A 16,338-nucleotide genomic window follows, 5' to 3' on the forward strand; every position below is an offset into this window, starting at 1 on the left:
CAAGACTCTGTGAGGAGAGAGTGCAATGACCCGATCCCTTGTCGAAGACGTGTGGCCGCTGTCGCCGTTGCAGGAAGGCATGCTGTTCCACGCCGCCTTCGACGGAGGCCCCGACGTCTACACGGTGCAGTCCGCCCTGGACGTCGACGGACCCGTCGACGCGGCCCGGTTCAGGGACTCCTGGCAGGCGCTCGCCGCCCGCCACGCGGCCCTGCGTGCCTGCTTCCGTCAGGTCAGCGGCGGCCAGATGGTCCAGGTCGTCGCCCGCGAGGTGAAGCTGCCCTGGCGCGAGACGGACGTCTCGCAGCTGACCGCGGGCGAGGCGGCGGCCGAGGTGGAGCGGCTGGCGGCGGAGGAACTCGCCGAGCGGTTCGACCTGGCGACCGCACCCTTGTTGCGGCTGCTGTTCATCCGGCTCGGAGAGAACCGGCACCGTCTGATCATGACGTTCCATCACGTCCTGATGGACGGCTGGTCCATGCCTGTCCTGCTCGGCGAACTGTCCGCGATCTACGCGGCCGACGGCGACGCCTCACGCCTGCGTCGGGCCCCGTCCTACGGCCAGTACATGAGCTGGCTGGCACGCCAGGACAAGGAGGAGGCGAGGACCGCCTGGCGAACGGAGTTGTCCGGCGCCGACGAACCGACCCTGGTCGCACCGGCGGACCCCACCCGGGCCCCCGTCTTCCCTGACCATGTCTTCGGCGAACTCCCCGAGGACACCACGCGTGCCCTCGGGGACCTCGCCCGCGCCCACGGCCTCACCATGAACACGGTGGTGCAGGGAGCGTGGGCACTCGTGCTGGCGCGGCTGGCCGGACGCGACGACGTCGTCTTCGGAGCGACGGTGGCCGGTCGGCCCGCCGAACTGCCGGGCGTGGAATCGATGGTGGGACTCCTCATCAACACACTCCCGGTACGGGTCGCCCTCGACGGCACGCAGTCGGTGCTCGACCTGCTGCAACGGCTGCAGGAACGACAGACCGGGCTCATGTCCTACCAGTACATGGGACTTTCGGAGATCCAGAAGCTGTCCGGCCCCGGAGCCGTGTTCGACTCGCTCGTCCTGTACGAGAGCTTCCCGGCCCCGCCTGCCGCACCGGCCCTCCCCGACGCCGTGTCCATCAGGCCGTCGGGCATGGCGCGCGACGCGTCCCACTATCCGATCACCCTGGTCGTCACCCCGGGTCCGCGGCTGCGCTTCAAACTGGACTACCGTCCCGACCTCTTCGACGAGACCACCGCGGAGTCGATCTTCCGGCGAGTGGTCCGGGTGCTGGAGCAGGTGGTCGCTGATCCTGCGACGCGGGTCGCCTCCATCGACGTACTGGACGAGCGTGAACGCGCTTCTGTGGTGGGGGAGTTCAACGACACGCGGCGGTCGTTCCCGGACGGGACCTTGCTGGATCTGTTTGGTTCTCATGTGCGGGCGACGCCGGGGGCGGTGGCGGTTCGCTCGGGTGTCGAGGCGTTGTCGTATGCGGAGTTGGATGAGCGGTCGGATCGGCTTGCTCGGTTCCTGGCGGGTGCTGGTGTAGGTCGTGAACGCGTGGTGGGTCTGTGCCTGCCACGCGGTGTCGACATGGTGGTCGCGGAGCTGGCGGTGTGGAAGGCCGGCGGCGCCTTCGTACCCCTTGACGCTGGCTATCCCTCGGACCGGCTGCGGTACATGGTCGAAAACAGTGGTGCGGCTGTGGTCCTGGCCACGGCAGAGACCCTCGCCCGGGTGCCGGCCGGCCCGGCCCGTGTCGTTCTCCTCGAAGAGGTCCCGGCCATCACCGGAGACGAGGATCTCCCTGGAGTCGCGGATCCGACTCAACTGGCCTACGTCATCTACACGTCGGGCTCGACGGGCCGCCCCAAGGGTGTCGCGGTCGCCCATCGCGGTGTGGTGAACCTCGTCCAGGCGATGGCGCCCGCCCTGGGCGCGGGCCCTGGCGTGGCGACGCTCCAGTTCGCCTCGTTCAGCTTCGATGCGGCGATCCTGGACGTGGCGGTGGTCCTGGGTTCGGGTGGCACGCTGGCGATCGCCACCGGTGAAGAGCGGGCCCAGCCCGGCGCACTGGCCGGGATGATCGCCGCGCACGGGGTGAGCACGGCCAGCGTGGTCCCGTCCCTCCTCGGAGTCCTCGACCCGGAGCAGGTCTCCGGCATGAAGTCCTGGGTGCTGGGTGCGGAGCGCCTCAGTGCCGACCTCGCTGCGAAGTGGGCGCCGACGGCGAAGATATGGAACACCTACGGGCCCACCGAAGCCACCGTCATGGTCACCGCCGGTCCTGTCGCCGACGACATCCAATCGACCCGCGAGGCGCCGGCTATTGGTCGTCCGTTGTCCAACTCCCGTGTGTTCGTGCTGGATTCCTTTCTGCGTCCGGTGCCGCCCGGGATCACGGGTGAGGTGTATGTCACGGGTGCGGGTCTGGCCCGCGGCTACATCGGCCGTGCCGATCTGACGTCGGAGAGGTTTGTGGCCTGCCCGTTCGCGGACGGCGGGCGCATGTACCGCTCGGGTGACCTGGCCCGCTGGAACACCGACGGCGAACTGTCGTTCATCGGCCGCGCGGACGCCCAGGTGAAGGTACGAGGCTTCCGTATCGAACTCGGCGAGATCGAAGCCGTGTTGACCGCCCACCCATCCGTTGCCCAAGCCGCGGTCGTCGCGCGTGAGGACGGCCCCGGCGACAAACAACTGGTCGGCTACCTCGTCCCGCAGAGCCGGGCCGAGAGCCAAGGGCAGGACATCGACATGCGCCAGGTCCGCGCGCATCTCGCCGATCGCCTCCCGGAGTACATGGTCCCGGCCGCGCTCCTCGTCCTCGACGCTCTGCCTCTTACTCCCAACGGCAAGATCGACCGGGCCGCCCTGCCCGCCCCCGACTTCGCGGGACGGGTCTCGGACAGTGCGCCGGTCGGGGAGACGGAGGAGAAGCTGTGCGCGCTCTTCGCTGAGGTGCTGGAACTGGAGCGGGTCGGCGTCGACGACAACTTCTTCGACCTGGGCGGTGATTCGGGGCTGGCGATGCGGCTCGCCGCGCGTATCCGGGAGGAACTCGGTTCCGACCTGAGCATGCGGCAGTTCTTCGGCGCGTCGACGCCCGTGGGTGTGGCCCGCATGCTCGCGGCGAAGGCACGGCCGGAGCTCGGGCCGGCCGAGCGGCCGGAGGAGATACCGGTCTCGGTGGAACAACAGCGCACCTGGCTAATGGCCGGCCTGGCCGAGGAGGCAGGTGGTGCCCATCGGAGTTCGGTCGCCCTGCGGCTCAGTGGCGCTCTGGACCGGTCGGCACTGGAGGCGGCGCTCGGGGACGTCGCCGTGCGGCACGAGATTCTGCGCACGCGGTTCACCGGCGGGCGAGCCGACGACCTGCGTCAGCAGGTCCTGGACGCCGACGACGTCGCGGCCAGGCCCGCGCTGTCCGTGACCCGCGCCGGCGAGGAGGAACTCGCCGGACTGCTCGCCGAACGCTCGGGTCGCGAGTTCGATCTGGCGCGTCAACTGCCCTGGGCGGCCGACCTGTTCGAACTGTCCGACACGGAGCACGTGCTGTTGCTGGTCGTGCACCGGATCGCCGCCGACGACGCCTCGCTGGAGATCGTCGTCCGTGACCTGGCCGCCGCCTACGGTGCCCGCCGGACGGGGCGCAAGCCTGAACGGGCCGCGCTGTCGCTCCAGTTCGCCGACTACGCGCTGTGGGAGCGGGAGCTGCTGCGGGGCGCGGAGGAACCGGACAGTCTCGTCAGCGACCAGCTCACCTACTGGAAGGAACGGCTGGCCGATCTGGAGCCGGAGCTGCCGCTGCCGTTCGACCGGCCGCGACCGGTGCTGGCCGACCACCGGACCGGGTCCGTGCCGCTGAGCCTCGACGCGGACGCGCACGACCGGCTGGTGGAGACCGCCGAAGCCGAGGACGCCTCGGCCTCCATGGCCGTACAGGCAGCCCTGGCGCTGCTGTTGACGCGGCTCGGTGCCGGTGACGACATCGTGCTCGGAACCCGGCTCTCGCGGCGTTACGAGGAGGGTGACCTGGAGGGCGTGGTCGGGCCGCTGACCCACCCGCTGGTGCTGCGGACCGACACGTCCGGTGATCCGACGTACCGGGAACTGCTGCGCCGGGTGCGGGAGGTGAACCAGGAGGCTCTGCGGCACGCGGACGTGCCGTTCGAGCGGCTCGTGGACGTGCTCGGGCAGCCGGCCTCGGCGGCCCGCCACCCGGTGTTCCAGGTACTGGTGGAGGTCAGCGACCTGAGCGTGGACGAACTGGACGCGGCGGACCTGCCCGGACTGCGCACCACGAGGCTGGACGGCGTAGGTGGCGACACCGAGCTGGATCTGTGGTTCGCGCTGAACGAGCGCACCCACGGGGACGGCACGCCCGACGGCATCGAGGGACTGCTGCGGTACGCCACCGAGCTCTTCGACGCCTCGACCGCGACCGCGCTCGCGGAGCGGCTCGTTCGGGTGCTGGAGCAGGTCGCGGCCGATCCGGAGGCGAGGCTGAGCGAGGTGGACGTGCTGCTCGGGGAGGAGGAGCGGCGCCGGCTCGTCGGAGAGGCCGTGGACCCCGCGGGGGACCTCGCCCACGACACCGTGCTCGGTCTGCTCGCCGAGCAGGTGGCACGGACGCCGGAGGACGTCGCGGTGAAGGGGCAGGACGGGGTGCTGAGTTACCGGGCGCTGGACTCGGTGACCGACCTGCTCGCGCGCCGGCTGTCCCGGCGGGGCGTGGGTGCGGAGCAGCGGGTCATCGTGATGCTGCCGCCCGGGGTGGGCTTCACCGTCGCCCTGATCGGCGTACTGAAGGCCGGTGGTGTGTGCTCCTTCGTCGATCCGACCCGGCCGTTCATCGGCGGCGCGGACGGTCCGGGGCCGCGCAGTCGGCCCGCCGCGCTGGTCTGCACGGCGGCCATGGCGGGGCGGATGAACGCGGACAGCAGGATCCCGGTGCTGTGGATCGACGACCTGACTCAGGAGGGCGCGGAGTTCCCTGCCCTGGTGGCGAGTGAGGGGGCCGTGCCGGCGTCCTCCCGGCCCGGTCAGGCTGCCGTCGTTCTCGACGCGCCGGTGGCGGACGGCTCCGTTCCCGGCTCGGTCGTCGACCACCGGGCGCTGCTGCACCAGACGGCGCACCGGTTGCGTACCGCGGTCACCGGCACCGCACCCGCACTGCTGGACGCGCGCGCTCCCGTCGGCGCGTTCCTCGTACCGCTGCTCGCGTCGCTGAGCGCGGGCGGTGGCGTCCGGTTCGTCGTGCCGGGAGAGGACGCGGTGGCCCTGGCCGACGGGCAGGACACGACCCTCGTCACCACCCGCGAGCGGCTGCGGAAGGTCATCGGGCCGGAGGCGGGACACCGTCCGTTCGCCGAGGTCACGGTGGTGGAGAACGGTCGGCCGGTCGTCGACGACGAGGCCCGCGAGTGGCTGGACCTGCATCCGCGGACCCCGCTGGTGAGCAGCCTCGCCGGGGTCGGGACGGCGGGGCCGTGGCTCGAACACCGGCCGCTGCCCGGCGACTCGGCGCCGGCGCGCCTTCCGGCGGGCAGGCCCGTGCACGGCAGCCGGGCACTCGTCCTGGACGACCTGCTGCGCCCGGTTCCGCCGGGGGTCGCGGGCGACGTCTATGTGACCGGCACCCCGCTGTCCCGCGGACTCACGGGCGGCGCCTCCCTGACCGCCGAACGCTTCGTCGCCTCCCCTTACGGACGGCCGGGCGAGCGGATGCTGCGGACCGGGGAACGGGCGCGGCGGAGTTCGGCCGGGCTGCTCGTACTGCGCGACCCCGGCGAGGAGCGGGACAGGACATCCCGGGCCCGGCGCACGGTCACCGACAGCCGGGAGCTGGAAGTGCTGCTCCCCCTGCGCGCCACGGGCGACCGCCCGCCGCTGTTCTGCCTGCACGAGACGACCGGCCTGAGCTGGATCTACGCCGCCCTCCTCCAGTACCTGCCGCAGGACCTGCCGGTCTACGGCGTCCAGGCACGCGGTCTGACCGGCGCCGAACCGCCGGCGGACAGCATCGAGGAGATGGCGGCGGACTACGCCGAGCAGATCCGCTCGGTGCAGACCACCGGCCCCTACCACCTGCTCGGTTGGTCACTCGGCGGGGTCCTCGCCCACGCCGTGGCCGCCCGGCTGGAGGAACTGGGCGAGGAAGTGGCCCTCCTCGCGATGCTCGACGCCTATCCCCGGAACGGCGTCGGCACGTCCCTGTACACCTACGACGACGAGGAGACACCCGAAGGACGGGACAGCGGGCGGCGGATGCAGCGCGGCCCCGGCGGCCAGGACATCACCGGTGTGAGCGGCCCGGCGCTGGAGAACGTCAGGAAGGTCATCCAGAACACGGCCGGATTCATGCCGGACCACACACCGGGTCACATCCGCGGCGACCTGCTGGTCTTCGTCGCGACGCAGGACCGCCCCGAGGACAAGCCCGTACGGGAGGCCGTCGCGAGCTGGGCGCCGTACGTCGGCGGAGACGTCGAGTCGCACGAGATCGCCGCCCGCCACAAGGAGATGCTCAAGCCCACCCCGGCCGCGCACATCGGACGCGTCCTCACCGAGAAACTCGGGAAATACGTCCGCGCCGAAAAGGAGTGAGATTCCGGCACCCCCGTATTTCCCCCCGGAATTGGTCAGTTGGACATTCGTTGACGCCCACGCCGTGCGATTTCACACTCGGACAGTGGGCCACGGAACCCGCGGTGAGAACTGAGAAAGGGAATCGCCGATGCCGAAACCCCCGGAAATACCCCTGCACAACCGCCGGGCCGGACTCGATCCGCTGCCCGAACTGGGTCGTACGAGCCGGGAGTGCCCCTTCACGGAGACCGCCGCACCGAGCACCTCGGCGCGGGCCTGGCTCGCCTCCGGCAACGAGACGGTCCGCACGGTCCTCGGCGACGCCGAGCGGTTCAGCACCCTGCCCCCGGCGGACAGCAAGGAGGACTCCCGCCGTCTCATCCAGCCCGGCAACCTCCTCCAGTACGACCCGCCCGAGCACACCAGGCTCCGCCAGCTCCTCACTCCGGAATTCACCCTGCGCCGTATGCGACGGCTGGAACCCCTCATCGCGGACATCGTCGCGGACCGGCTCGACGCCCTCGAACTGGCCGGTCCGCCCGCCGACTTCATGCGCCACTTCGCCTGGCCCGTGCCCGGTCTGGTCAGCTGCGCGCTGCTCGGCATCCCGCAGGACGACCACGCCGAACTGGCCCGAAACCTCGACATCACGCGCGCCACCAACCGCAGCCGGCAGCAGCAACAGGCCGCCGGAAAGGCCTACATGGCGTACATGCACAAGCTGATCGGGAACAAGCGGCGCGACCCCGGCGAGGACCTGCTCGGCAGGCTGATCCGGGAGCACGGCGACGACATCACCGACGACGAACTGGTCGGCACCGCGGCCACCACCATGGCCGCCGGGTTCGAGAACGTCGCGGGCACCCTTGGCCTGGGAGCCCTGGCGCTGATGCGGCATCCCGACCAACTCGCCCTGTTCCAGGACCGGCCCGAGGTGGTCGACCGGGCCGTCGAGGAGCTGATCCGGTACGTCTCGGTCATCGCGACGGCTTCCCCGCGCACCGCACTGACGGACCTGACCATCGAGGGGCACGAGGTCAAGGCGGGGGAGACCGTGGTGTGTTCACTGATGGCCGTCAACCGCTTCCAGGCCGTGCCGTCCCCGCAGGCCCCCCGCGAGGAACTCGACATCACCCGGGAGATCACCTCCCACCTGGCCTTCGGACACGGCATCCACTACTGCCTGGGCGCCCCGCTGACCCGGCTGACCCTCCGGATCGCCTTCCCGGCCCTGCTCGCCCGCTTCCCCAAACTGCGGCCCGCGGTGCCGCCGGAGGAACTGCGCTACCGCACGCTGGCTCCCAACTACGGCGTCGACGCGCTGCCGGTCACCTGGTAGGGGACGAGATGCCACGCGAGACGACCGCCGTGCCCGTGCACACCCGCCGGACCCGCTTCGACCCCTCGGACGACCTGCGCACACTCACCGGCGGCCGCCCCGTCGTGCGCCTGCCCGTGGGCCCCGGCACGGACGGCCGGCCCGTCTGGCTGGTCACCGGGTACGAGGAGGTGCGCCAGGTCCTGGGTGACCACACGCGCTTCTCCACCCGCCGGCGCACCGGCACCCCGCACGGGCCGGCGGCACCCGACACCGGTCGGCCGGAGCAGTCCGTCGGTCAGCTCATGGACTACGACCCGCCCGAGCACACCCGGCTGCGCCGTCTGCTGACGCCGGAGTTCACCCTCCGCCGACTGCGCGGGATGGAGCCGTACATCACCGAGACCGTGACCGAACGCCTCGACGCCATGGAGGGGTTGGGGCCGCCGGCCGACCTGGTGGAGCGGTTCGCGTCGCCCGTGCCGGGGGCGGTGCTGTGCGAGCTGATCGGAGTGCCCCGCGACGACCGCGACGACTTCCTGCGCCGGGGCCACGCGCACCTGTCGGCCGCACGGGGACGGCAACGCCGGGCCGGCGCGGGGGAGTCGTTCCTGCGGTACCTCACCGGCCTGGTGGAACGGCAGCGCAAGGAGCCCGACGACGGTTTCCTCGGCGCCCTCGTGCGCGACCACGGCGACGAGCTGACCGACGAGGAACTGCGCGGCCTGTGCGTCCTGTTGATGCTCGCCGGACTGGACAACATCTCCGGCATGATCGGCCTGGGCACACTCGTCCTGCTGGAACACCCCGCCGAACTGGCCGCCCTGCGCGCGGATCCGAAGACCGCGGACCGGGTGATCGACGAGCTGCTGCGCTATCTGTCCGTCCCGCACGCCCCCACACCCCGGATCGCCCTGGAGGACGTCCTGATCGGCGGGGAGCTGGTCCACGCGGGCGAGAACGTCGTCTGCTCGCTGCCGATGGCCAACCGCGATCCCGCGCTCACCCCGGACCCCGACCGCTTCGACCCCGGCCGCGCCCCGGTGCCCCACGTCGCCTTCGGACACGGCATCCACCACTGCCTGGGCGCCGCGCTGGCCCGCGTCGAGCTACGCGTCGCGCTCACCGCGCTGCTGACCCGCTTCCCTTCGCTGCGCCCGGCCGTACCCGCCGACGAGGTGCGCTTCCGAGTCCGGTCGCCCGCCTACGGGCTGGAGCGGCTGCCGGTGGCCTGGTGAGAGGAGAACGCGTGGACGGGGAGCTGGAGATCGAGGTCGACCGCGACAGATGCGTGGGCGGCGGCATGTGCGCGCTGTTCGTGCCCGCGGTCTTCGACCAGTCGGACGACGACGGCAAGGTCCTGCTCAAGATCCCGGCGCCGGGTGCCGGGCTGACCGGATCGGTGCGGGGGGCCGCGACGCGGTGTCCCTCGGGCGCGATCACACTCCATGAACGGCGAGAGGACACCATGGAACACGGGGAAGACACCATGAGCACGAGGGGGGCACCATGAACGAGGACACCGCCGGCCGGGCCGGCCCGGGGGAACTGCGCCGGTTCGTGGTCTCCCTGTGGTGTGCCGAACTCGGCGTACCGGACGTGGGAGACACGGACGACTTCTTCGCCCTCGGCGGTCACTCGCTGGCGGCGCTGAACGTCCTGACCGACGTCGAGGACGCCTACCAGGTCGAGTTGGACACCCGGGCCGTCGCCGAGCATCCGACCCTGTCGGACTTCATCTCGATGCTGGCCTCGCTGATCGGCGTCGCCCCCGCGACCCCCGACGGCGCCCGTACGGCGGCCTCCGGGAGCGCCGCCTGACCGACCACCGCACGCCGACCCACGGCCCGGTGGGCTGCGGGACGAGAGACCCTCGTCCCGCAGCCCACCGGGCCTCTTCGTGTCCCGATGTCATGGGTGTTGCTGGTGCCGCCTTTTGTGTCCGTCGTGTGACCGGCCGCTGCGTAGAACTGGGCGCATGTTCACTCCGAAGAAGCGAGCTCTCTCGCACACCGCACTGGCCGCGTCGGCACTCGCTGTCGCCCTCTTCGTGACCGGCTGCTCCGACGACCCCAAGACCGAGGCGTCGACCGACGTCGGCGCCGGCGCCTCGGCCTCGCCGACCAGCCCCTTCGAGAAGGCCCTGGACTACGCGCAGTGCATGCGCTCCAACGGCGTCCCGAGCTTCCCCGACCCACAGCAGGACACCGGTGGGGTCCGGATCAGCCCGGGTGACGTCGACCCGAACTCCAGCGAGTACCAGAAGGCCGAGGAGGCCTGCCGCGACAAGATGCCGCAGGGCGGGGGCGGCGCGGCCGCCGGCGGCGGCCAGCTCGACTCGGCCAAGGTCGCCGAATGGGCCAAGTGCCTGCGGGAGAACGGGCTCACCAAGCTGCCCGACCCGGAGATCAACGGCGGCAACATGACCATCGACCCCAAGGCCGCGGGGATCACGCCCGAGCAGTTCCAGAAGGCGCAGCAGGCCTGCCAGGACAAGTACCCGGGCGGCGGCCTGATGCTGGGACCGGGGCCGGGCCAGTGACGACCTCCGACGAGACCGAACTCGCCGTGCGCGGCGAGGAACCGAACGCACTGGAGCGCAGGGCACCGGACACCGTGGCGGACACCCGGGCCGGCGAGGGTGCCGAGCCGCCCGCCACCACGGGCGGCGACGGCGGATCGGACGCCGACGACCAGGCACCCGCCCGCGGCGGCCGCAGGCGCCGTCCGCTGCGCACCGCGCTGCTCGTGGTGATCGCCATCGCGGTGGCCGCGGCCGCCGGGATGGCCGCGTCCGGAACGTTCGGCAGCGACGGCGAGGGCTCCGCGAACACCGCGCCGTCCGGGCCGCCCGCCACGACCAAGGTGCAGCGCACCACGCTGACCGCCACCGAGACGGTGAACGGCAACCTCAGCTACGGCGACGCGACCGACGTACAGGCCCCGGCCGCCTCGGCCGGCACCGGCTCGGGCACGGGTCAGCAGGGCTCCGGCGGGAGCGCCGCCGCCGGCGTCATCACCTGGCTGCCGACCGACGGCGTCGTTCTCAAGCGGGGCGACACCGTCTACCGCGTCGGACAGGAGAAGGTTCCGCTGCTGTACGGCTCCATCCCCCTGTACCGCACCCTGGAGACCGGGGACGAGGGCGAGGACGTCAAGATCCTCGAGAAGAACCTCAAGGCCCTCGGCTACACGGGCTTCACCGTCGACGACACCTACACGTCCGGCACGGCCGACGCCGTCGAGGAGTGGCAGGAGGACCTCGACCGGCCCGAGACCGGCACCGTCCAGGTGGGCGACGCCGTCGTGGCGTCGAGCGCCCGCCGCGTCGCCGAGGTCAAGTCGGTCCCCGGCGCCCTCCTCAGCGGCAGCCTGCTGTCCTGGACGGGCACCGCGCGGGTCGTGAACGTCGACCTCGACCCGCAGTACGAGGACCTCGTCAAGAAGGGCACCAAGGCGACCGTCACCCTCCCCGACGACACCACCGTCGAGGCCGTGGTGACCGACGTCGGCACCCCGCCGCCCACCCAGAGCGGCTCCGGCAGCGACTCGGGCCAGCAGTCCGGCAGCGGCGGCAGCGACGAGGCCACCATCCCCGTACAGCTGGAGATCAAGGACCAGAAGAAGCTGGGCCGTTACCAGGCCGCCCAGGTCGACGTGGTCCTCAAGGCCGAGACCCGCGAGAACGTCCTCGCCGTACCCGTCAACGCGCTCACCGCGCAACGCGGCGGCTACGCCCTGGAGGCCGTCACCGACAAGGGCGTCGCGTACGTCCCGGTCAAGCTCGGCATGTTCGCGGGCAACCTGGTCGAGGTGACCGGGACGGGTATCAAGGCCGGCATGGTCGTGGGGGTTCCCAAGTGACCGGTCCGTCCCACCCCGTCGTCCATCTGAGCGGGGTCACCAAGACCTACGGCGATGTCCACGCCCTCAAGGGCGCCGACCTCGTCATCCGGCGCGGCGAACTGCTCGCCATCGTCGGGCCGTCCGGCTCGGGCAAGTCGACGATGCTCAACATCATGGGCACCCTCGACCGGCCCACCGCCGGCACGGTGAGCATCGCCGGACATCTCACGGATGAGCTCTCCGACCGTGAACTGTCCGCACTGCGGGCCGGCACCATCGGCTTCGTCTTCCAGCAGTTCCATCTCGCCCCCGGCGTGGCGTCGGTGGACAGCGTCGCGGACGGGCTGCTCTACAGCGGCAGGCCGCGCGCCTGGCGGCGCCGGAAGGCCGAGACCGCGCTGCGCCGGGTCGGCCTCGGCCACCGGCTCGACCACCAGCCGCACCAGCTGTCCGGCGGTGAGAAACAGCGCGTCGCCATCGCCCGCGCCGTACTCGGCGATCCGCCGCTGCTGCTCGCCGACGAACCGACCGGCGCGCTGGACTCCCGCTCGGGCGCCGTGGTGATGGAACTGCTGCACGAACTGCACGAGGCGGGCACGACGGTGGTGGTCATCACCCACGACCGGGACATCGCCGGGTCCCTGCCCCGTGAGGTCCGGGTCAGGGACGGCCTGATCGAGTACGACTCCGGCCGCCCGGCGGAACTCGCCGACCGAGTCCCCCAGGAGATCACCTCATGAGCACGCTCCACACCGAGCCGGACACGGTGGAACGGGACTGGGCGGCGCTGCCGCCGCCGACCCGCCCCAAGCCGGCCAGGATGGGCCCGGCCGACGTGGTCCGCGTGGGCGGTTCCGGTCTGCGGTCCCGGCCGATGCGGGTCTTCCTGTCCGCGCTGGGCATCGCGATCGGCATCGCCGCCATGGTCTCGGTGGTCGGCATCTCCAGTTCGTCCACCGAGGGACTCAACCGCAGGCTCGCGTCCCTCGGCACGAACCTGCTCACCGTGACCCCGGGGCAGTCCATCAGCGGCGACACCGCGCATCTGCCCGACGAGGCGGTCGGCATGATCGGCAACATCGACGCCGTCGAGTCGGTCTCCGCCATCGGCAAGACGAGCGCGAAGATCTACCGCAACGACCACATACCCAAGGAGGAGACCGGCGGCCTCACCGTCGACGCGGCCCGCACGGACCTGCCGAAGAGCATCGGGGCCGAGCTCGTCGACGGACGGTGGCTGAACGGCGCCAACAGCCGTTATCCGGCGGTCGTGCTCGGCGCCAAGGCGGCGCAGCAGGTCGGCGTGCACCAGGCGGGCGAGGACGTCCAGGTGTGGATCGGCGGACGGTGGTTCACCGTGGTCGGCCTGCTCGCCCCCAACGAACTCCTGCCGGAGCTGGACTCCGCGGCGCTCGTGGGATGGCCGGTCGCCGAGCAGCTCCTGGACTTCGACGGGTACCCCACGGCCGTCTACACACGGACCGACGACTCGGCCGTCAACGACGTGCAGGCCGTCCTCGGCGCCACCGCCAACCCGGAGAACCCCAGCGGCGTCAACGTCTCGCGGCCCTCCGACGCGCTGGCCGCCAAGGAGGCCACCGACGACGCGCTCAGCGGACTGCTGCTGGGCCTGGGCGGTGTGGCCCTGCTGGTGGGCGGTGTCGGCGTCGCCAACACGATGGTGATCTCCGTACTGGAACGGCGCTCCGAGATCGGGCTGCGCCGTTCGCTGGGCGCCACCCGCGGACAGATCCGCACCCAATTCCTGTCCGAGGCACTGTTGTTGTCCGCACTCGGCGGACTCGGCGGCGTGCTCCTGGGCATCGGAGTCACGGCCGGTTACGCCGCCTACCAGGGGCTGCCGTCCGTTGTGCCCCTGTGGGCGATGGTCGGTGGCGTCGGTGCCACCCTCGCCATCGGCGGCCTCGCCGGCTTCTACCCGGCCGTCCGTGCGGCCCGGCTGCCGCCCACCGAGGCCCTGGCCACCACCTGATACGGCGACACCCCCGCCGGTGATCCCCCGCACGGAGGGGGTGTCGCTGCCCACCCCGCGCATGTCGTCCGCGTCGTGCAGCAGTCAGCAGACAGAGGAGAAGTCATGGTCGTGGTGATGGCCCCGGAAGCCACCCAGGAAGACATAGAGGCCGTCGTCGAACTCGTGCGCGCGGCAGGCGGGGACGCCTTCGTCAGTCGCGGAGTCTCCCGCACCATCGTCGGACTCGTCGGTGACGTCGAGGACTTCGAGGCACTCAACCTGGGCGGTCGCCGTGGCGTCCTCCAGGTCATGCGTGTGTCCGCCCCGTACAAGCTGGTCAGTCGGGAGCATCATGCGGCGCGCTCCGTGGTCAGGGTCGGCGGGGTGCCGATCGGGCCCGGCACGCTCAGCCTGATCGCCGGGCCCTGTGCGGTGGAGAGCGCCGAACAGACCCTCGAGGCCGCTCTGTTGGCCCGGAAGGCGGGCGCCTCGTTGCTGCGCGGCGGCGCGTTCAAGCCGCGCACCTCGCCCTACTCCTACCAGGGACTGGGCGAGGCCGGTCTGCGGATCCTCGCCGAGGTCCGCGCGGAGACGGGACTTCCGGTGGTCACGGAGGTCATCGACCCCGGCGACGTCGACATGGTCGCCTCCTACGCCGACATGCTTCAGGTCGGTGCCCGCAACATGCAGAACTTCGCGCTGCTCCAGGCGGTCGGCCGGTCGGGCCGACCGGTCCTGCTCAAGCGTGGTCTGAGCGCCACCATCGACGAATGGCTCAGTGCCGCCGAGTACATCGCCCAGCGCGGCAACCTCGACATCGTGCTGTGCGAGCGCGGCATCCGCACCTTCGAGAGCGCCACCCGCAACACCCTGGACATCAGCGCCGTCCCGGTCGTCCAGCGGCTGTCGCACCTGCCCGTCATCGTGGACCCCTCGCACTCGGGGGGCCGCCGCGACCTGGTCGTACCTCTGGCCCGGGCCGCGCTCGCGGCCGGCGCGGACGGTGTCATCGTCGATGTACACCCGCGGCCCGAACAGGCGCTGTGCGACGGCGAACAGGCACTCACCGGAGACGACATCCGGGAGATCGCCGACGCCGTCACCATCCTGTCGCCGCTGATGGGCCGTTCCCTCGCCATGCCGCTGGCCGCCCGTCCCGGCGCCCGCCGGGTCGCCCGCGCGAACTGACCTCCCACGGCACCTCCTGCTCCTCCGAGGAACGTGCCATTCCCGCCGTTTACCCGGCTCTCGAAACCCCTAGGAAACAGGGGGTGTAAGGGTTGTCCGGGCGCTGCGAGCAGGGGTTTCGATGTGGATTCGATGCTGTTAATTTCGGACACATACGCGGAAGCACGACAACCGCTGAGATCTTTTGCTCAACATCGTCCGGGGGGAGTCGAGGGCATTGGAAACAGGGTGGTTCCCGCAATCCCAGGCAAAGCGAGGCGCCGGGACGGAACCCGAGGAGGAAGAACTCGATCAACAGCCGGTCGTGGAAGTCGAAATCGACACGCTCGATCTCTCGGGTTCGCCACGACTGGCCGGAGAACGGCCCGAACACATTCAAATACTCGCCGCGATCCAGGATCCGCTGCCGCCCATCACGGTGCACCGGTCGACGATGCGTGTCATCGACGGCTTCCACCGGCTGAAGGCGACCCGCCTTCGGGGCGGACACACCATCACCGCCAGGTTCTTCGACGGGGACGAGGCGGCGGCCTTCGTCCTGGCGGTGAGACTGAACGTCGCCCACGGTCTGCCACTGGCCCTGTCGGACCGTAAACGCGCCGCCGACCGCATCATCGTGACGCACCCTCAGTGGTCGGACCGGCGGGTCGCCTCCGTCACCGGGATCTCCCCGGGGACCGTCGGTGACCTGCGGCGCCGGATGAGCTCGGACGCCGGGTCGACCGGGCACCGCCTGGGTCAGGACGGCCGGCTGCGACCGGTCGACGGCAGCGTGGGGCGGCTGCACGCACAGGAGTTGCTCACCGAGGACCCGAGCCTGTCACTGCGTCAGGTGGCCCGGGCGGCGGGCATCTCCCCGGAGACGGCCCGCGACGTACGCAACCGGCTGCGCAACGGCGAGGACCCGCTGCCGCGCAGGCGCCGAGGCGGGACCGACACCCGGACCGACCGGTCCGAGGTCACCGCACTGGGGCTCGCCCGCACGGGCGGCCGTTCCCGCGGGGAGCCGGTGCTGGACCGGGCCGCGCTCGTGAAACGTCTGACGGCCGACCCGGCCCTGCGGTTCACGGAGACGGGACGCAACCTGCTGCGCCTGCTCGCGCTGCACACGGTGCGCAAGGAGGAGTGGGACGCCATCATCAACAACGTCCCTCCGCACTGCACCGACATCGTTGCCGACCTGGCCCGTCAGTTCGCCGACCTGTGGTCGGAGTTCGCGGTGCGGGTCAGCGACGAGGTGCCGCAGATCGGCTGAGCGCCGACGAGGCCGGGCGTCCGAGTGTCGAAAGCGGACGGTTGGACGCCCGGTTTCCGGTACCAGGGTTTCGGCCGTGCACGACGCGGTCCGCCCGATCACGATGATCACCTACTTCGGCCTGTCCCTGCTGGGCGGCCTGTGGATGCCCGCGACGACGTTCCCGCAGTGGCTCC

11 protein-coding genes and 1 pseudogene are annotated in these 16,338 nt (G+C 71.3%); all 12 read left to right on the forward strand.

Features of this window, described 5'->3' with window-relative positions; translation table 11 throughout:
* Positions 1-25 precede the first annotated feature (25 nt).
* Positions 26-6,598, forward strand: a complete 6,573-nt coding sequence (locus ACWD5F_RS41600) for an amino acid adenylation domain-containing protein (RefSeq protein ID WP_451261393.1) — start codon at positions 26-28, stop codon at positions 6,596-6,598.
* A gap of 130 nt (positions 6,599-6,728) precedes the next feature.
* A complete protein-coding gene (locus ACWD5F_RS41605) occupies positions 6,729-7,919 on the forward strand; it encodes a cytochrome P450 (protein ID WP_451261394.1) in 1,191 nt (396 codons plus the stop codon).
* A gap of 8 nt (positions 7,920-7,927) precedes the next feature.
* The gene (locus ACWD5F_RS41610; protein WP_451261395.1) at positions 7,928-9,136 is read left to right on the forward strand and encodes a cytochrome P450; all 1,209 of its coding nucleotides are present in this window, start codon (positions 7,928-7,930) and stop codon (positions 9,134-9,136) included.
* 11 nt (positions 9,137-9,147) lie between these two features.
* Positions 9,148-9,411: a ferredoxin gene (locus ACWD5F_RS41615; protein WP_451261396.1), complete on the forward strand. Its 264-nt coding sequence runs from the start codon at positions 9,148-9,150 to the stop codon at positions 9,409-9,411.
* Positions 9,408-9,719: a phosphopantetheine-binding protein gene (locus ACWD5F_RS41620; RefSeq protein ID WP_451261397.1), complete on the forward strand. Its 312-nt coding sequence runs from the start codon at positions 9,408-9,410 to the stop codon at positions 9,717-9,719. Before ACWD5F_RS41615 ends, ACWD5F_RS41620 begins: the two co-directional genes overlap by 4 nt.
* A 157-nt stretch (positions 9,720-9,876) precedes the next feature.
* Entirely contained in the window at positions 9,877-10,440 is a 564-nt protein-coding gene (locus tag ACWD5F_RS41625) for a hypothetical protein (RefSeq protein WP_401729937.1), read from the forward strand.
* Complete coding sequence (locus ACWD5F_RS41630) at positions 10,437-11,762, forward strand: peptidoglycan-binding protein (RefSeq protein WP_451261398.1); 1,326 nt, start codon at positions 10,437-10,439, stop codon at positions 11,760-11,762. Before ACWD5F_RS41625 ends, ACWD5F_RS41630 begins: the two co-directional genes overlap by 4 nt.
* Positions 11,759-12,484, forward strand: a complete 726-nt coding sequence (locus ACWD5F_RS41635; protein ID WP_401729935.1) for an ABC transporter ATP-binding protein — start codon at positions 11,759-11,761, stop codon at positions 12,482-12,484. The genes ACWD5F_RS41630 and ACWD5F_RS41635 overlap by 4 nt, the downstream gene beginning before the upstream one ends.
* A gap of 80 nt (positions 12,485-12,564) precedes the next feature.
* Complete coding sequence (locus tag ACWD5F_RS41640) at positions 12,565-13,737, forward strand: ABC transporter permease (protein WP_451261414.1); 1,173 nt, start codon at positions 12,565-12,567, stop codon at positions 13,735-13,737.
* Positions 13,738-13,842: 105 nt separating this feature from the next.
* Positions 13,843-14,907 (forward strand): 3-deoxy-7-phosphoheptulonate synthase, encoded by a 1,065-nt coding sequence (gene aroF, locus ACWD5F_RS41645; protein ID WP_451261399.1) that lies wholly within the window; start codon positions 13,843-13,845, stop codon positions 14,905-14,907.
* A 304-nt stretch (positions 14,908-15,211) separates the two neighbouring features.
* Positions 15,212-16,162, forward strand: a complete 951-nt coding sequence (locus ACWD5F_RS41650) for a streptomycin biosynthesis protein (RefSeq protein WP_451261400.1) — start codon at positions 15,212-15,214, stop codon at positions 16,160-16,162.
* An 82-nt stretch (positions 16,163-16,244) separates the two neighbouring features.
* A pseudogene (locus ACWD5F_RS41655) lies at positions 16,245-16,338 on the forward strand (ABC transporter permease); the annotation flags it as partial.

This window comes from Streptomyces sp. NPDC002499 (genome assembly GCF_053595415.1).

Bases quoted from the DNA above. Each gene is read 5' to 3' on its own strand.
- ACWD5F_RS41600 (WP_451261393.1), top strand. From the start codon at position 26: ATGACCCGATCCCTTGTCGAAGACGTGTGGCCGCTGTCGCCGTTGCAG.
- ACWD5F_RS41605 (WP_451261394.1), top strand. From the start codon at position 6,729: ATGCCGAAACCCCCGGAAATACCCCTGCACAACCGCCGGGCCGGACTC.
- ACWD5F_RS41610 (WP_451261395.1), top strand. From the start codon at position 7,928: ATGCCACGCGAGACGACCGCCGTGCCCGTGCACACCCGCCGGACCCGC.
- ACWD5F_RS41620 (WP_451261397.1), top strand. From the start codon at position 9,408: ATGAACGAGGACACCGCCGGCCGGGCCGGCCCGGGGGAACTGCGCCGG.
- ACWD5F_RS41625 (WP_401729937.1), top strand. From the start codon at position 9,877: ATGTTCACTCCGAAGAAGCGAGCTCTCTCGCACACCGCACTGGCCGCG.
- ACWD5F_RS41640 (WP_451261414.1), top strand. From the start codon at position 12,565: ATGGGCCCGGCCGACGTGGTCCGCGTGGGCGGTTCCGGTCTGCGGTCC.
- aroF (WP_451261399.1), top strand. From the start codon at position 13,843: ATGGTCGTGGTGATGGCCCCGGAAGCCACCCAGGAAGACATAGAGGCC.